The organism is Microbacterium sp. AG157 (assembly GCF_003385695.1).
In the GTDB taxonomy this organism is placed as follows: domain Bacteria; phylum Actinomycetota; class Actinomycetes; order Actinomycetales; family Microbacteriaceae; genus Microbacterium; species Microbacterium testaceum.
Genome location: NZ_QRDK01000001.1, coordinates 708,581 through 728,253 on the forward strand (window position 1 = coordinate 708,581; position 19,673 = coordinate 728,253).

A 19,673-nucleotide genomic window follows, 5' to 3' on the forward strand; every position below is an offset into this window, starting at 1 on the left:
GCATGCAGTCCCTGAACGCGTGCGCGATGGCCGCGGCGATGTGCGCCGGCAGCGACATGATGCACGGCGCCGAGATGGCCACGTGCTGCGCCATGTGCTCGAACATGGTCGAGATGGCTCAGGCGACGATGCACATGATGATGCGTCCCGCCGGAATGAACATGGACGTGATGAGCGCCATGATGACCGCCTGCATGACCATGGGCAAGGCATGCGCCGCCGAGTGCCGCGCGCACGGCGACATGGACGAAATGTGCCGCTACTGCGCCATGGCCTGCGACGACATGGTCATGAAGTGCGAGGCCATGATGTCCTCGATGACCGCCTGAGTTCTCTTCTTCGCGCGGCCGCTGACGTGTCGTCGGCGGCCGCTCGGTTATGCGGCGCGCGCGGTCGTGATGATCGCGGATGCGCTGAGGAGTTCGGCGACCGGGTGGTAGGCCACCGGCTCCCCCACCGCGATGTCGACGGCCGGGCCGACGATCCGCAGCTGCACCGTGCTGCCGTTCAGCAGCGCGACCGTCGCGGTCGCGCCGTCGGTATCGATGACGAGGCCGTCCCACCACGCAGACGGGTTCGAGGCCGCCATGCAGCGCTGGATCGGGTGGACTGTCGACGAAATCGTGCGGGACATGGCTTCACCTGCCTTCGGAGGGGTTGGCGAGATGAAGCTACGGGATGCCGCAGAGGCGGGCGATCTCGGGCGTAGTGGGGCGTAATCAGGCAAGCTTGTGCCGCCATTTGCGGGGTCGACCAGCAACAACCGGCCAGCTCGAGCGGTAACCCGCTTACAATGGCGGCGGGTCGGGAACGGCCGAACCGATAGTAGACAGTTATGTCAGTTTACTGACACGTCTGGATTTCGCACTGGGCTGACCTCCTGCCGCGTCGACAGGTAACCGCACGAGGGAAACCGATTGACACCTCTTTCGCTCACCTAATATGGACCGCTGGCGTCGCGCGGCAACCGCGCACGACACGACCGGCTTCGGCCCCGCATACCTGCCTCGGCAGTGGGATGAGTCCTCCCTGCGATTTATTCAGGGCGTAGAGGTGGGCCCTCCTTTAATGTGGTGAGATGTCGACGAATGCCGTGCGCGGCCGTGCGATACGGACATCGGCAACCCTGCTGAGTGGGCCTGTCGAACTGCTCGACTTCCTCGTCCCGCTCTGGGCGGGCGCGATGCTCGGGCTCGGCGCCCCCGCGATCGGATGGCTAGTGGCCGCCGAGCTCGTGGTATCGGTGCTCGTTCGACCCCTCGCCGGATATCTTGCCGACACACGAGCACGGTCCCGAATTGCCGCGGTCGGCGCCTTCGCCCTCAGCCTCAGCTGCGTGATCTACGCAATAGCAGATACACCCGCACTTGCATTCATTGCGGCGTTCCTCGGCGGGGTTGCAGGTCCTCTGTTCTGGATCTCGCTGCGCGCGATAGCAGCGGAGTACCTCGCCGACGACTCGGGAACATACGCGGGGCTCATGTCCGCAGAGGCTCTCGGATCGTGGATCTTCTGGGGGCCAGCGATGGCCCTTCTCGGGGCGTTCGGATACTCGGCGGTCTTCATCGGACTTGCCGTCACGGCGGCCGCCGCCGGCGCGCGCTTGCTGCTCACCCCTAAGGAACCGCTCGTCGTGCGAACGGAACTCGCCGGCGGAATCCGTGAACATGCCCGCCGACTCGCACCTCTGATGACGATTGGGGGCGTCGTCACTGCCGCCGAGGCAGGTGTCGGATTGGCGCTCTTGCTCCAGCTGCAAGCGGCTGGTCTCGAGGTGTGGCAAATCGCTCTGGTCTACCTGCCAGGCGGTATCGCGATGACCCTACTCCCGCGCCCCCTTCACGGTCTCGTCGAGCGGTGGGGTCGTAAACCCGCTTACATTGCAGCTTCTCTCGCGACCGCTGTGAGCACAGCAACGCTCGCCCTCTCACCGCCCGTGATCCTCATCGCCGCACTCTGGATCATCATGTCCGCCTCACTGGCGCTCCTTTATCCGCTGCAGAAGACCCTTGTCTCAGAGGCGAGCGGCGACCGGGTGGCCCGCGGGATGAGCCTGCAGGCGAACGCGGACACAATCGGCGCGGCAGTCGGCGTGGTCACCGTGGGCGCCATCGTCGCCGACGGCCAGTGGGCCCCCGCATTCGTCACCTGCGCTGTCGTCATCCTTGGCGGCGCGGCACTAGCTCCCTGGGTCATTGATCGCATCGGCAAGGAGTACCGGGATGAGCAGCGAGGGGCAGCGAGAGGCAGATAGTTCCTCGACACTCCGAGCCCGATGGGTGGGCACTCGTCTCCATCCTCGCAGTCTGACAATCCCCCCAAGGGTCGCTGTGAACACTACTTACGTGTAGCCGCATTGGAGTCACCCTGCCGAGGAGGCGCCGCCAGACACCACTCCCCCGAACAGTCATCGGCCAACGTGAGGCGCAACCGATAGTCGGTCGTATATCAGCCGCCGCTGCCTGACTCCTCGCATCGCACCGCCCCCTCTCGTGTAACGCCCACGTAAACTCCCCCTCTCCCCCACCCCCTCCGCGGGTGAGACAACCGTTACCTCCCCGCCCCTCCCGACGCGGTCCCGGGTAACGCCCGCTCCCTACGCTGGCGGCACGTCCCGCCCATGCGGGTCGCTGCACCTCCCCCGCATCGCCCACCGGAGGACCCCGTGACCGTCACCGACCCGCGCCCCGAAGCCACGCCGGCGCAGCCCACCACCCGAGCCGAAGCCGCGAGCGCGGAAGCCGCGGCACAGCTCGTCCACCGCCCCGGCCGCTGGATCGACAACTGGAACCCCGAGAACGCCACGCAGTGGGCCAAGGAAGGCAAGGCCATCGCCTCCCGCAACCTGCGGTGGTCGATCTTCGCCGAGTTCCTGGGGTTCGTCGTCTGGCAGCTGTGGTCGGTCGTCGTCGTCTCACTGCCGGCCGCGGGCTTCCAGCTCTCGACGGGTGAGATCTTCTGGCTCATCTCCATGCCGAGCCTCGTCGGCGCGACGCTGCGCATCCCCTACACGTTCATGGTTCCGCGCTTCGGCGGCCGCAACTGGACGATCGTCTCGGCCGGCCTGCTGCTCATCCCGAGCATCGGCCTCGCCATCGCGGTCAGCAACCCCGCGACCCCGTTCGGCCTGCTGCTGCTGATCGCCGCGTTCGCCGGCTTCGGCGGCGGCAACTTCGCCAGCTCGATGGCGAACATCACGTTCTTCTACCCGGCCGCGCAGAAGGGCTACGCCCTCGGACTCAACGCCGCCGGCGGCAACCTCGGCGCCTCGGTCGCGCAGTTCGTCGTCCCGATCGTCATCACGGTCGGCGCCGCCGCCACCCTCAACCTGCCGCTCGCGGGTCTCATCTGGGTGCCGCTCATCATCGTCGCCATGGTCGGCGCGTACCTCCGCATGGATAACCTGTCCAGCGCCAAGGCCGACATCACGGCATCCCTCGCCGCTCTGAAAGAGCCGCACCTGTGGGTCATGGCCGTGCTCTACATCGGCACGTTCGGCTCGTTCATCGGCTTCGCCGGGGTCTTCCCGAAGCTGCTGGCCGACACGTTCCCCGACTTCAAGGGCTTCGCGATCGGCACCGCCACCGTCACCCTCGCGTTCATGGGTGCGCTTGTCGGCTCGCTCGCCCGCCCCTACGGCGGCAAGCTCGCCGACCGCTTCGGCGGCACCGTCATCACGATGGGCGCGTTCACGGTGATGGGTCTCGGCATCCTGGGCGTCATCCTCACCCTGCCGATGCAGAACTTCGCCGTCTTCCTGCTGTGCTTCCTGGTGCTGTTCGCCGCGGCCGGCATGGGCAACGGTTCGACGTACCGCATGATCCCGACGATCTTCACCCTGCGCGCGAACGGCGGGATCGGCGCCCAGCGCAAGGCGGCCGCGGCCCTCGGTCTCATCTCGGCGATCGGCGCCTACGGCGGCTTCTTCATCCCGCAGCTGCTCGGCTTCTCGAAGACGACGTTCGGCTCGTACACCCCCGCCCTCGGCTGGTTCGCGCTCGCGTACGTCGCCTTCCTCGCCCTGACCGCGGGCGTGTACCTGCGCATGTCGAAGAAGTCCGGCACCCGGATCTGACGCCGTGAGCTCCGCCGACACCCACTGCCCCTACTGCGCGCTGCAGTGCGCCATGACCGTCACGCACGACAGCGCAACGACGGTCACGGGCCGCGACTTCCCGACGAACCGGGGCGGGCTCTGCGCGAAGGGCTGGACGTCGGCGGAGCTCTTGGCATCCCCCCACAGACTCCGGATGCCACTGCTCCGCCAACCCGACGGAACCCTCGCCGAGACCACCTGGGATGAAGCCCTGGATGCCGTGGCTGCGGCGTTCCGGCAGACCAAGGCCACTCACGGCCCCGACGCCAACGCCATCTTCGGCGGCGGTGGCCTCACCAACGAGAAGGCGTACCAGCTCGGCAAGTTCGCCCGCGTCGCGCTCGGCACCTCGCGCATCGACTACAACGGCCGGTTCTGCATGTCGTCGGCGGCAGCGGCATCCAATCGGGCCTTCGGAATGGACCGCGGCCTCCCGTTCCCCGTCACCGACCTCGACGACGCGCGCACCATCCTGCTGCTCGGCTCCAACGTCGCCGCGACCATGCCGCCGTTCCTCGCGCACCTCGCCGGAGCCCGGGCCGCGGGCGGCCTGATCGTCGTCGACCCGCGCCGCTCGGCCACCGCACGCCTCACCGAAGACGGCGCCGGCACCCACCTGCAGCCCGCCCCCGGCACCGACCTGCCGCTGCTGCTCGGCCTCGCGCACATCGTCCTCGCCGAGGGCCTCACCGACCGTCCCTATATAGAGGAGCGCACGAAGGGCTTCGATGCCCTCCGCCGCAGCGTCTCGGCGTGGTGGCCCGAGCGCACCTCCGCCACCACCGGCGTCCCCGTCGCGCAGCTGCGCGAGACCGCACGGCGCCTCGCCGCGGGCGGCGCGTACATCCTCACCGGGCGCGGCGTCGAACAGCACGCCGACGGCACCGCCACCGCGACCGCCGCGATCAACCTCGCGCTCGTGCTCGGCCTCGTCGGCCGCCAGGGCTCGGGCTACGGCACCCTCACCGGGCAGGGCAACGGTCAGGGCGGACGCGAGCACGGCCAGAAGGCCGACCAGCTCCCCGGTTACCGCTCCATCCGCGACCCCGAGGCGCGCCGGCACGTCGCCGGGGTGTGGGGCATCGAACCGGAGGAGATCCCGGATGCCGGCATCCCCGCCACCGCCCTGCTCGGCGAACTCGGCGGGCCGGTGAAGACGCTGCTGGTCGCCGGCTCCAACGTCGTCGTGTCGGCGCCCGACGTCGACGCGCTGCGGGAGCGGCTCCAGGCCCTCGACACCCTCATCGTGTGCGACTTCTTCCTCAGCGAGACCGCGGAGCTCGCCGACATCGTGCTTCCCGTGCTGCAGTGGGCCGAGGAGGAGGGCACGATGACCTCGCTCGAGGGCCGGGTCATCCGCCGTCGTCAGGCCCTGCCCGGCCCCGAGGGTGCCCGCAGCGAGCTGTGGATCATGTCGGAGCTCGCGCGGCGCCTGGGCGCGGCATCCACCTGGTCGATCGACCCGGCCGGGGTGTTCGACGAGCTTGCCCGCGCGTCGGAGGGTGGGGTCGCCGACTACTCCGGCCTCTCGCACGCCCTGCTCGACACGGGGATCGAGGCGTACTGGCCGTACCGCACCGAGAGCACGCCGCGGCCCTTCACGCAGCGCTTCGCCCACGCCGACGGTCGGGCTCGTCTCGTGCCGGTGGATGCCACTCCCCCGACGCCCACCGACCGCGGCGGCGACCTGACCCTCACGACGGGCCGCTACCTGCAGCAGTACCAGTCGGGCACGCAGACCCGCCGCGTCGCCGAGCTGGACGGCGCCCGCCCCGAGGCGCGGCTCGAGATCCACCCCGCGACGGCGTCTCGGCTCGGCATCCGCGAGGGCGCGCTGGTCTCCGTGTCGAACGAGCGAGGCGAGGTACGGGCGCGGGCGACGGTGACCACCGACATCCGGCACGACACCGTCTTTCTCCCGTTCCACTACGCGGGCGACGAGTGCGCCAACCGGCTGACCGAGGCGATCGTCGACCCGACGTCGGCCATGCCCGAGTTCAAGCGCACGCGGGTTCAAGTGAAGGCAATCCCGGATGCCACGACCCCGGCACCTCATCACATCGCGGCTTCGCCGGTCGTCGTGGCGGAGCACCCGGGTGTGGCTCCCGCGCTCGTCGGAGTCGTGGGAGGTGCGGCGCCGGGCGTTCTAGTAACGAGCGCGCCGTCGCCGAGCAGCCTGTCGCCGAGCACCCCGTCGCCGAGCACGGAGGAGGAGACCCATGTCTGAGCGTGTGGTGCTGGTGGGCTACGGTCCCGTCGGGGCGAGGTTGATCGAGGGGCTCCTGCCCGCCGTGCGCGAGGGGCGGATCGACCTCACCGTCATCGGCGCCGAACAGCACGACGTCTACAACCGCGTGCTGCTCGCAGAATATGCCGTCGGGCGCATGAACCGAGAAGGGCTCGACCTGGGCGATCGCCGCGTCGCCGAAGATGCCGGGGTCCGGTTCGTGCTCGGGACGACGGTAGTCGGCGTCGACCGCGACCTCCGGGTGGTGCGCCTGCACGATGGCATCCGGATTCCCTACGACCGACTCGTGCTCGCCACCGGCGCGCGGGCGAACGTGCCGACGCTCGCGGGACTCGAGCGGGCGCAGCGGCATCGGTCCGCGCGACCGGCCGACCCTTCTGCTCTCGATCAGGGCACTGCGCCGCTCCCCCGCGGTGTCGTGGCCCTGCGCGACCTCGCCGACGCCGAGCACGTGCGCGCGGCGATCTCGGCGGGTCAGCGCATCGTCGTGCTCGGCGCGGGAGTGCTCGGCATGGAACTCGCCCTCGCCGCCGCCGAGGCAGGCGCCGAGGTGGTCGTGGCGTATCACTCCGCCGCGCCGATGAACCGGACGCTCGATGAGAACGGCGGACGCGTGCTCGCCGCCGCGGCGAGCGCCGTGGGCATCGAGATGATGCACCACGCGCGCGCCGAAAGCATCGTGCAGCGCTACGACGACCACGGTCAGGCCTGGTTCGACGGGCTCGTCTGCGCCGACGGCAAAGTGCTCGCCGGTGACCTGCTCGTGCTGTCGTGCGGGGTCGGGGCACGGACGGAAATCGCCTCGCTCGCGGGTCTCGCCACCTCGGCCGGCGTGCTCGTCGACGGATCGTCGCGCTCGTGGACCGACCCGAACGTCTTCGCGATCGGCGACTGCGCGCACGTCGCCGACCCCGCCGACACCGGTCCCGACGGACGCGTGCCCGGCGGACCGAGCGGACTCATCGGCCCCGGTTGGCGGCAGGCCGACCGACTCGCGGCGCTGCTGTCGTCGGGTGTCGAGGCGCCCGCACCGGTCGAGCGCCCCGGTGTCGTGATGCTCAAGGCCGAGGGGATCGACGTGGTCGCCGGGGGCGCGGTCGACGCCGACCCCTTCTCTCACGCACCCGGATGCCACGGCCCCCAGGTCACGCTCTGGGCCGACCCCGCGCGCGGCGCCTACGTGAAGCTCGTCACTGTCGAGGGGGTGCTGACCGGCTTCGTCGCGGTCGGGATGCCGCGCACCGGCGCCGAGCTGACCCTGCTGTTCGAGCGCGGCTCAGAGCTGCCCGCCGACCGCTCATCGCTGCTGCGCCTCGACGCCGCGGATGCCGGAATGCCCGCCGTCGGCGACCCCTTCGCCGCGGACGCCACCGTGTGCTGGTGCAATGGCGTCAGCGCCGGGGCGATACGCGAGGCGGCCGCGGCGGGCGAACCCACGGTCGCGTGCGTGAAGGCCGCGACCCGTGCCGGTACCGGCTGCGGCGGCTGCGTCGGCCGGATCACGGAGCTGCTGGCTCGCGAGTCCGTCCCGGCGTGAGGCCGCGGCCGCCAGGTCCGGCGGCCTCGGCGGCGGCGGGTCACGGCGGCGGCCGGGCCGAACTCCTGAGAAACCGAGCGCCCACCCCGCCCTGCGCGCGTTCACGGCCACCGGCATCCCGAATCTCAGGTGTTCGGCCCGCCCCGACGCGCGATACCGTCCCGAAACGCGACGGCAGTACAGTTCACGCATGCCTCCGATCGAGAACGTGCTGGCGTTCGTCGCCGCGTCGGTCATCATCATCGTCATCCCGGGTCCGAGCGTGCTCTTCGTGATCGGGCGTTCGATCGCGCTCGGCCGCCGCGCGGGCGTGCTGAGCGTCGTCGGCAACGCGCTCGGTACCGTGCCGGCGGTGCTCGCGGTGGCCTTCGGCGTCGGGGCGATCGTCGCGTCGTCGATCGTCGCCTTCACGATCCTGAAGATCGTCGGGGCCATCTATCTCGTGTGGCTCGGCATCCAGGCCATCCGTCACCGCCACGCTCATGTCGCCGGGGCGACGCGGGGGCCCTCGTCGTCGTGGACCCTGCTGCGTCAAGGGTTCGTCGTGGGATTGACCAACCCGAAGACGATCGCGTTCTTCGTCGCGGTGCTGCCGCAGTTCGTCGACCCGCACGCGGGGGCGGTGTGGCTGCAGCTGCTCGTTCTCGGCCTGACGTTCCAGATCATGGCGCTCACCTGCGACAGCGTGTGGGCCCTGGCCGCCGGCACCGCCCGCGAGTGGTTCGCCCGGTCGCCGAGGCGCATCTCGACCCTGTCGGGAACCGGCGGGGTCATGATGATCGGTCTCGGCGGCGCGCTCGCGTTGTCGGGTGCGAAGAGCTGACCGGCCGAAGAGCTGACTCTGGCGGTCGTCCAGGTGGCGGCCGTCGGGACGGCAACTGGCTGACGACTCCGCGTCAGCCTGCAACCGGTTTGTCAGCGAGGTGCCGTCTCGGCGCGGCCGAGCCGAACCCCGTGCGGCCTCAGCGCACGCCCAGATCCGCGGATGCCGCGCCCTCGAGCCGCGTCCCGTCCGGGGCGTAGCGCGAGCCGTCGACGGGGCTGTCCCAGGAGCCTTCCGCGTCGTTCCACGTCAGCGGAGCCGGGGCGACCACCGCGCGAGTCTCTCCCTCGATCGTCGACACCGCCGCGATCCGTATTCCCTGCCGCGACACCAGCCCGGCGCCCTCGGCGGGCCGCTTGACCGGTGCGGGCGCCGCCGCAGCGAACGCCCCCGCCGCCACGCCCACCCGACGGGCCGCTTCGCCGATGCCGCGGCCGAGGTCGGCGGGAACCGTCATGCGCGTGCCGATCGTGCGCATCCACTGCGGCCGGTCGCTGCGCGAGACCCCGCGGATCTCGTCGCTCAACCGCATCGCGGCGGCCGGGGCGTTGGTCAGGCCCCACCCGGCGTAGCCGGTGGCGAAGCGCAGGCGCCCGAGGCCCCTCGGCATCCCTCCGACGAAGGGCACGAGGTTGTGCGACTGGTAATCCTGTCCCGACCAGCGGGCGATCTCGGCTCCCACGGGGAGCGTGCGACGGGCCCACGCGGCGAGGCCTTCGGCGAGCGCGACCTCCGAGGGTGCGGAGCCGACCGGATGCCGTGCCCCGGTCACCAGCAGCACCCCGCGCCCGAACGACGACGGTGCGGCGACGACGCTGCGCCCGTCGGTGCCGACCTCGCTCCACATGCCGCCGGGGGCCTCGGCATCCCCCTCCATCTCGAACGCGATCGCCCACGACCGCAGCGCGCGAGTCTTGAGGTCGTACAGGCCGCGGCGCGTGATGGGCGTGCCGGTGGCGAGCACGACGGTGTCTCCGAAGATCGTGCCGTGGTCGGTGTCGACGCGGCCGGAGGGAAGAGCGCGGACGTCGGTCACGCGGACGCCCGTGTGCAGCGTCGCCCCGGCCGCGAGTGCCGCCTCGGCGAGAGAGCGCGAGAGGGCGTCGGGGTCGAGGGCGAGCTGGTCGTCGAGGGCGAGGGCCCGCACGGGGGTGCGTCCGCCGAGGTCGCCGGGGGCGTCTTCACGGATCGGCAGCCCGGCCTCGCGTGCGGCATCGCGGACGGCGTCGAGCGCCGGGTCGGTCGAGAGTCCCCGGCCGAACGTGAAGGCGGTGCGGCGGTCGGCGGCGGCTCCCGCACGCTCGGCGAGCCACTCCTGCCCCGCGCGGTTCGCGTCGACGTACGCCTTCACGAGTCCGGCGGGGTGGTGGGCGCGCAGCGCCGCGAGGGTCGTCCCCTGCAGAAGGGATGCCATCCCCACCGACGCCCCGGTCGCCCCCTGCCCCACGGGGCCCGCGTCGACGATCGCGACGTCGACTCCCGCCTCGGCGAGCATCACGGCGGTCGACAGGCCGGTGATCCCGGCGCCGACGATGACGACGTCGTGCCGGGCATCGGGTGCGAACGGCGTCCCGTCGACGGGCGTCTGGTCTCTGTGCCACAGGGAGGAGGTCATGCCTTCATCCCATCGCGGGCGTGGGGGTCTCGGCATCCGGTTGCCTCCGCCGCCCCGATCATCTACGGACCGCCCCGCGTAACCCGACCCCGCGCGACGGCGGGCCGCGGATAGGCTCGGGGCGTGACCGACAGCGCCGCCCCCTCGAGCCGGACGGCCGTCGTGTCCGCGGCCATCGACCTCTTCGTCGAGCACGGCTACGACCAGACCTCGGTCGAGCAGATCGCACAGGCGGCCGGGGTATCGCGGTCGACGTTCTTCCGGCAGTTCGGCGGCAAGGAAGACGTGGTCTTCGCCGACCACGAGGTGCTGCTCACCGAGACGCGCGCGTACCTCGACCAACCGCACGACGACCCGTGGGCCGCCGTCTGCGAGGCATCGGTGCGGGTGTTCCGACACTTCGCCGCCGACCCCGAGGTCGCGCGGCGCCGTTACGCGATCGTGCGGCAGATCCCGGGCCTGCGCGACCGCGAGATCGTGACGGTGTTCCGCTACGAACGCCTCTTCGACGAATACCTGCGCGAGGCGCTCCCCGGCCTCGACCCCCTGGATGCCGTCGGCTTCGCGGCCTCGGTCACGGCGGTGCACAACCACGTGCTGCGCCGGCTGATGCGGGGGGCTCGGGTGCCGGCATCCGTTCTCCGTCGAGCGCTCGACGACGTGCTGCGCCGCTACGGCGTGCACGCCGACGGCGACGACGCGGCCGGCGACGACCTGATCGTGGCAGCCTTCCCCCGTCGCATGCCCGCCGCCGAGGTCACGCGGCGCCTGCGCGGGGCTCTCGGGGACTGACGCGCGGGGCTCGCGGGGCCGTCCCTCGCGTGCCCGCTCACCCGCCCGTCGCGTGCCCGCCCGCCCCTGCCCTCGCGTGCCCGCCCGCCGACCCACCCGTTGAGTGTCCACAACACCCGGACGTTGCGAAAAATCGTCCGGGTGTTGTGGACACTCAACGTCCAATCACGCACCGCCATCGCGGGACGGGGCCCCTGCGTTGAGTGTCCAAAACACCCGGACATCTCGAAAAACCTTCCGGGTGTCGTGGACACTCGACGTCGAAGCGGGCCCGGTCATCGCGGGGCGCGCGACACGGCGCCGCGCGCACCCGGGCGCCCACCCGCGCACCCATCCGAGCGTTCGCCGCGAGTCCACTCCGAAGCGTGACACCCAGTACCAACATGCGCGATACTGGGAACCATGACCATCGACGCCGATGCCCACACGCTCCCCGGAGAGCGCGTCGCCCGCTACGACCTGCTCGGCCGCCGCGACACCGACTACTACGCGGTGTTCGCCGACATCCCCGACGCCGACCGCGCCGTCTGGGACACCGCCAAGGCCTTCGCCGACGAGGTCGGCACGCGCATGCAGGGCGAATGGGATGCCGCGAGCTACCCGATCGACCTCGTGCAGCGCATGGGTGAGCTCGAGCTGTTCACCGACGGCATCGAGCACCCCGAACTCCCGTACACCTCGCCGCTGGCCGCGGGCCTGGTCAACATGGAGATCTCGCGCCACGACGGCTCTCTCGCCACAGCCCTCGCCGTGCAGGGCGGACTCGCGCTGCGGACGCTCGCGTTCTACGGCTCGCCCGAGCAGCAGGAGCGGTGGCTGAAGCCCCTCGCCGACGGCACCGTGCTCGGCGCCTTCGCGCTGACCGAGCCCGACCACGGATCCGACTCCGTCTCGCTCGAGACCACGGCGACCCGCACCGACGACGGCTGGTCGCTCAGCGGCACGAAGAAGTGGATCGGCAACGGTGCCTCCGGCGGCATCACCTTCGTCTGGGCCCGCGTCGAGAACGAGGGCGGCGACGACCACGGCAACGTTCGCTGCTTCCTCGTCGAGCAGGACGCCCCGGGCTACACGGGCACCGTCATCACCGGAAAGGTGTCGCTCCGCGGCATCCACCAGGCTCACATCGCGATGGACGGCGTGCGTCTTCCCGCGGATGCCGTGCTGCCCGGCACTCACACCTTCAAGGACGCGTCGGTCGTGCTGTTCGCCACCCGCTCGGGTGTGGCCTGGTCGGCGCTCGGTCACGCGACCGCCTGCTACGAGATCGCGCGGACGTATGCCACCGAGCGCATGCAGTTCGGAAAGCCCCTCGCGAAGTTCCAGATGGTGCAGGAGCGCCTCGCGCAGATGCTCGACGAGCTCACCGCCATGCAGCTGTACTGCCGCCGTCTCGCCGACCTCGAGTCGTCGGGCGGCCTGCGTCCCACCCAGGCGTCGCTCGCGAAGTACCACAACACCCGCGCCGCGCGCCGGGTCGCGGCGATCGCCCGCGACCTGCTCGGCGGCAACGGCATCCTGCTCGAGAACGGCGTCATGCAGCACATGGCCGACATCGAGGCCATCCACACGTACGAGGGCACCGAGAGCGTCCAGGCCCTCCTGCTCGGCCGCGACATCACCGGAATGAGCGCGTTCGTCTGATCCCGGATGCCGCATCCCCGGCACCCTGATCCGATCGAGGTGGCCGAGCTCGTGCGATCCCGGATGCCGGGACGCGGCGCCCCGATCCCCTCCGAGCGGGCGCCGGTCACCGCCTCGGGCGACGTCGCGGCCCGGTCGACCGTGAACGGCGGGGCCGCGGCACGCGGAACGGCGCGGCTCCCGGCATCCGCCGCCCTATCCGGCACCCCGGCACGGCGCAACCTCCGTCGCCATGTCGGAGGCCCCCGCTACCGTGTGCTCATGGGCCTGTTCTCTCGTCACCCCGCGCCGCGCGACGCCGTCACCTCCGTCGCCGAGGCGGTCCAACCGCCGCCGAAGAGTCTCTGGGCCGACGGGTTCGGGCGCCTCGCCGTTCGCGCGGTGCAGATCATCGTCGTGGTGATCCTGGTCGCCGGTCTCATCTGGGGTATCCAGCAAGTGACACTCGTCATCATCCCCCTGATCCTGGCGCTCATCTTCGCCTCGGCGTTCGGCCCGGTCACCATGTGGATGCGGCGCAAGGGCGTGCCGGCGGTGCTGGCGACGTTGCTGACGCTGCTGGCTGTCGTCGTGGTGCTGAGTGCCCTGGGCTGGCTCGTGGTCAACGCGGTCATCGACCAGTGGCCGTACCTCAGTTCGCAGGCGCAGAAGGGCTTCGAGCAGGCGCAGGACTGGTACCACACGCTCCCCTTCGCCATCTCGCCCGACCAGGTCAACCAGGCCGTGCAAGGCATTCAAGACTTCGTGACGAGCTCGCAGTTCGGCACCGGAGCTCTCGCCGGCGTCAGCGCGATCGCCTCGTTCGTCACGGGTTTCGTCCTGATGGTCGTCATCCTGTTCTTCTTCCTCAAAGACGGACCCCGCATGTGGGAGTTCGTGCTCCGCCCCTTCCACGGTCGCGACTACGACCGCGCGCGCCGCATCGGCGACAAGACGGTGACCGTTCTCGGCTCGTACGTCCGCGGTACCGCCTCGGTCGCGGCCGTCGACGCGATCGGCATCGGCATCGGTCTCGCGATCCTGCAGGTCCCGCTCGCCCTTCCGCTGGCCGTCCTGGTGTTCCTGCTCGCGTTCATCCCGATCGTGGGGGCCGTCACCGCCGGCATCCTGGCCGCGCTCGTCGCCCTCGTCACCAACGGCTGGGTCGTCGCGCTGATCGTCGTCGGCATCGTCGTGCTCGTGAACCAGCTCGAGGGCAACTTCCTGCAGCCCGTGCTCATGGGCCGCTCGATGAAGCTGCACTCCTTCGTCGTGCTGGTCGTGCTGGCCGGCGGTACCGCGATCGGCGGCATCCTCGGCACCCTGCTGGCGGTCCCGCTGACCGCCGTGGTGTGGGGCATCATCACCGTCTGGAACGGCGACGACAAGCCCGCGGAGTGGGCGCGACGCAAGAAGCGCCGCAACCCCGTGCCGCTGGCCGGGGGCGAGAGCACGGACTGACCCATGGGCTACGACATCCCCGCGCCGATGCTGGCGAAGTCGGTGCCCGAGGTGCCCGAGCACGGCAAGGTCGCGGGCGGCTTCAGCTACGAACCCAAATGGGACGGCTTCCGCGCGCTGGTGTCGTGGGACGGCACCGACGTCGAGATCGGCAGCCGCGGAGCCAAGCCCCTCACTCGGTACTTCCCCGAGCTGGTCGCGGCGTTCGCCGAGATCCTGCCCGAGCCGTGCCTGATCGACGGAGAGGTCGTGGTGGCCCGCGGCGCCGCCGGCCACCAGCGCCTCGATTGGGAAGCCCTGTCGCAACGGATCCACCCCGCGGCGTCGCGCGTGACCATGTTGTCCGAAGAGACGCCGGCGATGTTCATCGCCTTCGACCTGCTCGCGCGCGGCGACCGCGACCTGCAGAACGAGCCGTTCTCGGAGCGCCGGGCGCATCTCGAAGACCTGCTGGGCTCCGTGCCGCACCCGGTCCACGTCACCCGCACGACCGACGACCCCGACCTCGCGCGCCGGTGGCTCGCCGAGTTCGAGGGCGCGGGCCTCGACGGCGTGATCGCCAAGCCGCTCGCCCAGCCGTACGCGCCGAACAAGCGCACGATGTTCAAGATCAAGCACGCCCGCACCGCGGACGTGGTCGCCCTCGGCTACCGCATCCACAAGTCGGGCGAGGGCGTCGGATCGCTGCTCGTCGGCCTCTACGACGACGAGGGTCGCCTGCACGGCGTCGGTGGCGTCTCCGCCTGGACCGACAAACGCCGTAAAGAGCTGATCGACGAACTCGCTCCGCTGGTGGAGCGCGACGAAGACGGCGCCGCCGTGGTCGGCGAAACCGACCGCTCGCGCTTCTCGGCATCGAAAGACGTGTCGTTCGTGCGGCTGCGCCCCGAGCTCGTGCTCGAAGTGCGTTACGACCAGCTCGAGGGCATGCGCTTCCGCCACACCGTGCAGTTCGACCGCTGGCGCCCCGACCGCGATGCCCGCTCCTGCACGTTCACACAGCTCGAGACGGTGGCGTCGTACGACCTGGGCGACGTGCTCGACTGAGTCCGGCGGCTCCCGCACTGTCGCTCAGTCGGTGGGAGCGGCACCCCTCTCCCGCTCGGCCCGACGTGCGATCACGACGACCCCGGCAGCCGCCGCGGCGAACATCGCGGCGAGGATCGCCCACCCGCCCGTGCCGAGATCGATCGCCGTGAGCGTCACCACCACGGGGGCGATCATCGCGCCGACCGCGTATCCGGTGCCGTAGACGCCCTGGTAGCTGCCCATGCGCTCCTGCGGGGCGAGGTCGAAGCTGAGGCTCCACCCCGCGGCGCTCGAGGTTATCTCGGCGAGGGAGTGCACGACCGCCGCGGCCAGCAGCACCACGATCACCGCGGCCACCGGACCCCCTCCCTCGCCCCCGATCCATCCGGCGCCCGCCCACAGCGCGCACGCCGCGACCATGAGCCACCCGGCCCTGCTCATCGCGCGTCCTGCCCCGGCGAAGGTCCCGGTCCCACGGCTCATCCGCACCTGCAGCAGGACCACGACGACCGTGTTGACCAAGAGCAGCGGGCTCACCACGACGTCGGGCGCGATCGTGTGGGCGACGACCCACAGCGGCACACCGATCTCGAACACACCGAACTGGATGCCGAACACCCCCATGAGAGCCGTCAACCACAAGAAGCGTGGGTCCCGGTAGGGGCTACGACCGACGACGGCGGGGGCATCCGGCGCGGGTTCGGCGACGGAGAGGTCGACGCGGGCAGGATCGAGCCCCGCGACGAGCACGGCGGACACGAGGAAGAACGAGCCCGCGATCGTCATGGTCAGGTGGAAAGCGAACGGGGTGCCGAGGGCGAGCGGGATCGCCGCGACCGCGGTGCCGACCCCGATGCCGACGTTGGTCACGGTGCGCATGGCCGCGCGGATGCGTACGCGGTCGTCTCCGCGGAACGCCCGTCCGACGACGGCGGAGCGGACGCTCCCGCCGCCCTGCTGAGCGAGCAGGACGAGAGAGGCGACGATCACGAGCGAGGGCAGGTCGCGGACGAAGAGGTAGCCGATAAGCGCCGCGCCCTGCACGACGTGCAGCACGATCAGCATCATCCGCGCGCTGAAGCGATCCGAGAGGTGGCCGAAAACGAGCGAGCTGGCGACGCCCACCGCCCCGGCGACGGTCAGACCGATGCCGACCGTCACCGGCTCGAGCCCCACGATGAGCGTGAGGTACAGCGTCGTCAGGGTGAAGAAGGCACCGCGTCCGAGGGTGTCGACCAGGGTGATCGTGAGCAGGCGGCCCAGGGTCTTGTCCGTTTGCACGAGGGTTTTCAGGGGGACGGTGGGGATCGTGCTGGTCACGTCTCCATTGATCCAGGCGCCGGGATGCCGTTCAATCGATGTAGCGTGGGGCTTCATGATCCGGTACGAGTTGGAGGCCGCCGACATCTCGGCGATCCGTTTCGGCATCTCGCCGCTGTCGGAGCTGGGCCTCGGACTCCGGGCCCTGTCGCAGCCGGAGGGGTACCCGCTGCAGGCTCCGTGGCTCCGCCAGATCGCAGACGTGCGCCCGCTCCTGGATCTCGACGTGCTGCTCGCACTGATCAACGACCGCAAGTGGACGGCCGACTTCGTCAACCCGCGGCCCGCCTCGCCCCTCACGTCGTTCGACGACGAACTGGCCGAGCTCGGCCGCATCTCGCGGTCGCGCCTGCATATAGATCTCGAGCGGGTGCACGGAGAGGTGCCGGCGGTCTTCCGCGGGCGTCATGATCTGGTCGTCGCGCGCCTGCAGCGGGCGCTCGCCACCACGTGGGACCTCTGCTTCGCCCCGCACTGGGCACGCATGAGCGCGGTGCTGCGCGCCGACATCGCCTACCGAGGACGCATCGCCGCGCAAGCGGGCATGGGCACCGTCTTGAACGGCCTGTCGGATGCCGCGCGCTATGACGGACGCCACCTCGACGTGCGGCTGTGGAACCCCGAGATTCGCCGCCGACCGGTCCTCGGCGAAGGCCTCACCCTCGTCCCGTCGATCTTCACCGTCCGCGTCTCGACGCCGATCGACGACGACCTCCCGCCCACGGTGATGTATCCCGCACGCGGGCAGGGGGCGATGTGGTCCACCAGCGCGCAGCCCGCACCCGACGCCGTCGTCGACCTGCTCGGTCGCACGCGCGCGACACTTCTCGCGGCGCTGGGTGAGCCGGCATCCTCCACCGATCTCGCTCTGCAGCTCGGTGTCTCGACCTCGGCGATCAACCAGCACCTGCGCGTGATGGAACGCGCGGGGCTCTTGAACCGCACGCGGTACGGACGCGCGGTGCTCTACTACCGCAGCGCCGCGGGCGACGCGCTGAACCCCTAAGCGCCCGGGGCCTTCGCCCGCGACGGCTGCACGCGCGGCGGCTCCCCCGGCATCTTGGGGAACTCGGGCGGGAACGGCAGCTCCCCCAGCCCGTCGTCGAGGTCGCGCTGCCACCACTGCAGCAGCGTGTCGATGCGTTCGGGTTTCTCGGCGAATCCCGCCCACGGATCGCCGACGGATGCCAATCGCTCGGGAATCGAACGCACGGTGAAGGCGAGCGGGTCGATGTCGTCGAGTTCGTCCCAGGTCACCGGCGTCGACACGGTCGCGGTCGGCAGCGCTCGGGGCGAGTAGGCACCCGCCATCGTGCGGTCGCGGTTGGCCTGGTTGAAGTCGACGAAGATCCGCTCTCCGCGCTCTTCCTTCCACCAGCTGGTGGTCACGGCATCCGGCATCCGTCGCTCCAGCTCGCGCGCCGCGGCGATGACCGCGTGCCGGACGTCGAGGAACTCATGCGTCGGCTCGATCGGGCAGAACACGTGCAGACCGCGGTTGCCACTGGTCTTGATCCAGGCCTCAAGACCCGCTTCGCGCAGGACCGTCCGCAACTCGTGCGCCGCCGCGACCGCCTCGGCGATACCGGTGCCCGGTTGCGGGTCGAGGTCGATGCGCAACTCGACCGGGTGATCCGCGTCGCTCGCGAGCGAGGCCCACGGGTGGAACACGATCGTGTTCATCTGAGCGGCCCACACCGCCGACGCGATCTCGCCGAGGAAGAGCTGCGGATGCCGGCGCCCGCTGTTGTACGTCACGGTCACGGCCTCGACGAAGTCCGGCGCCCCCTTCGGCGGGTTCTTCGAGAAGAATGCCTCGCCGCCCACGCCCTCGGGGAAGCGCTCGAGCGACACCGGCCGGTGCCCGTTCGCGGCGATGAAGGGATCGGCGACGGCGATGAGGTACTCGGCGAGCTCGCGCTTGGTGATACCCACCTCGGGCCACAGCACGCGATCGGGGTTGGAGATGCCCACCTCGCGATCACCCTCGGGGCCCGGCACGGTCAGCGTGATGCGGGGGGATGCCATGTCCCGACGCTAGCGCCCGGGTGGCGGTGGTGTCTGCCGGGTTGCACTGCGGGACGGGGTTCGGGTCGGGTCGTCCAACCTCATGCGAAGCCGACGTGTGTCGAGCGGCAGGACATCAACCGCGAGATACCCCGACGCTACCCTCGATACATGCTGCCCTCCGTCTCGGTGATCGCGTCATTCGCCCTCGTGGTTGGCCTGCTCACTGTCACCCCCGGCCTGGACACAGCCCTCGTCCTCCGCAGTGCCGCTGTCAGCGGAAAGCGGCGAGCCTTCGGAGTCATTGCCGGTATCCAAACAGGAACCCTCCTGTGGGGCTTCCTGGCGGCGATCGGCGTCAGCGCGATCCTGCTGGCTTCTGCTCAGCTCTACGACGCCATCCGTCTCGTCGGGGCCGCCTACCTCGCGTGGATCGGTGGGCGGATGATCTGGTCGGCGATCCGCGGGACCGGCACCGCCGGAGCGGGCGACGAGGGCCCCGTCAGTGGGGATTCTTTCTTCCGCGGATGGCGCCAAGGCGCTTTGACGAATCTGCTCAACCCGAAGATGGGCGCGTTCTACGTCGCGATCCTCCCCCAATTCATCCCCGAAGAGGCGCCTCACATCGTGTGGGGTCTCGCGCTCGCTGGAGTGCACGTGCTGATCGGTAGTGCCTGGTCGACGGCTCTCGCCCTGGTAGCCCAGAAGTCCAGCCGGTGGCTTCGACGCCGAAAGGTGTCTCGCACCATCGATGGCGTCACGGGAACGGTTCTCGTCGGCTTCGGCATAGGAGTCGCCCTGGAAGGCTCAGCTCTCCGAGCTCATATGGGGGCACACGCGTGACCGCGTCGGTCCCGACGATCTCGTCTTCCGAACTCCACGACATCAACAGCATCTGCCGGTGCACCCTCGGGCCAGCCGCCCAGATCGAGCGGGTCGATCGGTTGGGATTTTCGTCCTTCAACAGGGTCTATCGCTTTTGCCGACCAGCTGCAGGGTGTCGCCGACCAACTCACCTGATCGATCGGTGAAACCTGGAGCGCCCCTCCATGCCACGGCGATTTCCCGGGGCGGAGACCCACGGTTTCGCAGCCCGACGTTGTCCGCACGAAGTCCCGGTCG

At 70.4% G+C, this 19,673-nt stretch carries 16 protein-coding genes; 12 read left to right on the top strand and 4 right to left on the bottom strand.

The window, feature by feature from the left end; genetic code table 11:
- Positions 1 to 2: 2 nt before the first annotated feature.
- The gene (locus tag DEU35_RS03380; RefSeq protein WP_258873310.1) at positions 3 to 329 is read left to right on the top strand and encodes an aldehyde dehydrogenase; all 327 of its coding nucleotides are present in this window, start codon (positions 3 to 5) and stop codon (positions 327 to 329) included.
- A 47-nt stretch (positions 330 to 376) separates the two neighbouring features.
- Here the strand turns inward: DEU35_RS03380 and DEU35_RS03385 are convergent, their stop codons facing one another.
- A complete protein-coding gene (locus DEU35_RS03385) occupies positions 377 to 634 on the bottom strand; it encodes a nuclease (RefSeq protein WP_116238619.1) in 258 nt (85 codons plus the stop codon).
- Positions 635 to 1,078: 444 nt separating this feature from the next.
- Here DEU35_RS03385 and DEU35_RS03390 point away from each other — a divergent pair, with 444 nt between their 5' ends.
- The 5 genes from DEU35_RS03390 to DEU35_RS03410 all read left to right on the top strand — a co-directional run bounded on the left by DEU35_RS03390 (position 1,079) and on the right by DEU35_RS03410 (position 8,704).
- The gene (locus DEU35_RS03390; RefSeq protein WP_116238620.1) at positions 1,079 to 2,254 is read left to right on the top strand and encodes an MFS transporter; all 1,176 of its coding nucleotides are present in this window, start codon (positions 1,079 to 1,081) and stop codon (positions 2,252 to 2,254) included.
- A gap of 411 nt (positions 2,255 to 2,665) precedes the next feature.
- Complete coding sequence (locus DEU35_RS03395; protein WP_116238621.1) at positions 2,666 to 4,075, top strand: MFS transporter; 1,410 nt, start codon at positions 2,666 to 2,668, stop codon at positions 4,073 to 4,075.
- Between the two features lie 4 nt (positions 4,076 to 4,079).
- Complete coding sequence (locus tag DEU35_RS03400) at positions 4,080 to 6,323, top strand: molybdopterin oxidoreductase family protein (protein WP_258873311.1); 2,244 nt, start codon at positions 4,080 to 4,082, stop codon at positions 6,321 to 6,323.
- Positions 6,316 to 7,881: an FAD-dependent oxidoreductase gene (locus DEU35_RS03405; RefSeq protein ID WP_116238622.1), complete on the top strand. Its 1,566-nt coding sequence runs from the start codon at positions 6,316 to 6,318 to the stop codon at positions 7,879 to 7,881. The genes DEU35_RS03400 and DEU35_RS03405 overlap by 8 nt, the downstream gene beginning before the upstream one ends.
- A gap of 190 nt (positions 7,882 to 8,071) precedes the next feature.
- Positions 8,072 to 8,704, top strand: coding sequence for a LysE family translocator (locus DEU35_RS03410; RefSeq protein ID WP_116238623.1), 633 nt, complete (start codon positions 8,072 to 8,074; stop codon positions 8,702 to 8,704).
- A gap of 139 nt (positions 8,705 to 8,843) precedes the next feature.
- On the opposite strand, the gene DEU35_RS03415 is transcribed toward DEU35_RS03410, so the two are convergent.
- Positions 8,844 to 10,319 (bottom strand): FAD-dependent oxidoreductase, encoded by a 1,476-nt coding sequence (locus DEU35_RS03415; RefSeq protein WP_116238624.1) that lies wholly within the window; start codon positions 10,317 to 10,319, stop codon positions 8,844 to 8,846.
- 123 nt (positions 10,320 to 10,442) lie between these two features.
- On the opposite strand from DEU35_RS03415, the gene DEU35_RS03420 reads away from it, so the two are divergent.
- The 4 genes from DEU35_RS03420 to DEU35_RS03435 all read left to right on the top strand — a co-directional run bounded on the left by DEU35_RS03420 (position 10,443) and on the right by DEU35_RS03435 (position 15,242).
- Positions 10,443 to 11,111, top strand: coding sequence for a TetR/AcrR family transcriptional regulator (locus DEU35_RS03420; RefSeq protein WP_116238625.1), 669 nt, complete (start codon positions 10,443 to 10,445; stop codon positions 11,109 to 11,111).
- 402 nt (positions 11,112 to 11,513) lie between these two features.
- Positions 11,514 to 12,755, top strand: a complete 1,242-nt coding sequence (locus DEU35_RS03425) for an acyl-CoA dehydrogenase family protein (RefSeq protein ID WP_116238626.1) — start codon at positions 11,514 to 11,516, stop codon at positions 12,753 to 12,755.
- 261 nt (positions 12,756 to 13,016) lie between these two features.
- Positions 13,017 to 14,195, top strand: coding sequence for an AI-2E family transporter (locus DEU35_RS03430; protein ID WP_116238901.1), 1,179 nt, complete (start codon positions 13,017 to 13,019; stop codon positions 14,193 to 14,195).
- Positions 14,196 to 14,198: 3 nt separating this feature from the next.
- Positions 14,199 to 15,242 carry an ATP-dependent DNA ligase gene (locus DEU35_RS03435; protein ID WP_116238627.1) on the top strand — a complete coding sequence of 348 codons (1,044 nt, stop codon included), beginning with the start codon at positions 14,199 to 14,201 and terminating at the stop codon, positions 15,240 to 15,242.
- Positions 15,243 to 15,266: 24 nt separating this feature from the next.
- On the opposite strand, the gene DEU35_RS03440 is transcribed toward DEU35_RS03435, so the two are convergent.
- Positions 15,267 to 16,544 (bottom strand): MFS transporter, encoded by a 1,278-nt coding sequence (locus tag DEU35_RS03440; RefSeq protein WP_181904563.1) that lies wholly within the window; start codon positions 16,542 to 16,544, stop codon positions 15,267 to 15,269.
- A gap of 55 nt (positions 16,545 to 16,599) precedes the next feature.
- Between DEU35_RS03440 and DEU35_RS03445 the strand changes: the two genes are divergently transcribed.
- Positions 16,600 to 17,550 carry a helix-turn-helix domain-containing protein gene (locus tag DEU35_RS03445; protein ID WP_103206674.1) on the top strand — a complete coding sequence of 317 codons (951 nt, stop codon included), beginning with the start codon at positions 16,600 to 16,602 and terminating at the stop codon, positions 17,548 to 17,550.
- Here DEU35_RS03445 and ligD read toward each other — a convergent pair.
- Positions 17,547 to 18,572, bottom strand: a complete 1,026-nt coding sequence (gene ligD, locus DEU35_RS03450; RefSeq protein ID WP_116238629.1) for a non-homologous end-joining DNA ligase — start codon at positions 18,570 to 18,572, stop codon at positions 17,547 to 17,549. The genes DEU35_RS03445 and ligD overlap by 4 nt on opposite strands.
- 150 nt (positions 18,573 to 18,722) lie before the next feature.
- Here ligD and DEU35_RS03455 point away from each other — a divergent pair, with 150 nt between their 5' ends.
- Positions 18,723 to 19,394 carry a LysE family translocator gene (locus tag DEU35_RS03455; protein WP_116238630.1) on the top strand — a complete coding sequence of 224 codons (672 nt, stop codon included), beginning with the start codon at positions 18,723 to 18,725 and terminating at the stop codon, positions 19,392 to 19,394.
- The last annotated feature ends 279 nt before the right edge of the window (positions 19,395 to 19,673 follow it).

What these genes read in the sequence shown, in the direction of transcription:
- DEU35_RS03445 (WP_103206674.1), top strand. Translation starts at nt 16,600, where the DNA reads ATGATCCGGTACGAGTTGGAGGCCGCCGACATCTCGGCGATCCGTTTC.
- DEU35_RS03425 (WP_116238626.1), top strand. Translation starts at nt 11,514, where the DNA reads ATGACCATCGACGCCGATGCCCACACGCTCCCCGGAGAGCGCGTCGCC.
- DEU35_RS03455 (WP_116238630.1), top strand. Translation starts at nt 18,723, where the DNA reads ATGCTGCCCTCCGTCTCGGTGATCGCGTCATTCGCCCTCGTGGTTGGC.
- DEU35_RS03430 (WP_116238901.1), top strand. Translation starts at nt 13,017, where the DNA reads ATGGGCCTGTTCTCTCGTCACCCCGCGCCGCGCGACGCCGTCACCTCC.
- DEU35_RS03380 (WP_258873310.1), top strand. Translation starts at nt 3, where the DNA reads ATGCAGTCCCTGAACGCGTGCGCGATGGCCGCGGCGATGTGCGCCGGC.
- DEU35_RS03385 (WP_116238619.1), bottom strand. Translation starts at nt 634, where the DNA reads ATGTCCCGCACGATTTCGTCGACAGTCCACCCGATCCAGCGCTGCATG.
- ligD (WP_116238629.1), bottom strand. Translation starts at nt 18,572, where the DNA reads ATGGCATCCCCCCGCATCACGCTGACCGTGCCGGGCCCCGAGGGTGAT.
- DEU35_RS03405 (WP_116238622.1), top strand. Translation starts at nt 6,316, where the DNA reads ATGTCTGAGCGTGTGGTGCTGGTGGGCTACGGTCCCGTCGGGGCGAGG.
- DEU35_RS03410 (WP_116238623.1), top strand. Translation starts at nt 8,072, where the DNA reads ATGCCTCCGATCGAGAACGTGCTGGCGTTCGTCGCCGCGTCGGTCATC.
- DEU35_RS03390 (WP_116238620.1), top strand. Translation starts at nt 1,079, where the DNA reads ATGTCGACGAATGCCGTGCGCGGCCGTGCGATACGGACATCGGCAACC.
- DEU35_RS03415 (WP_116238624.1), bottom strand. Translation starts at nt 10,319, where the DNA reads ATGACCTCCTCCCTGTGGCACAGAGACCAGACGCCCGTCGACGGGACG.
- DEU35_RS03435 (WP_116238627.1), top strand. Translation starts at nt 14,199, where the DNA reads ATGGGCTACGACATCCCCGCGCCGATGCTGGCGAAGTCGGTGCCCGAG.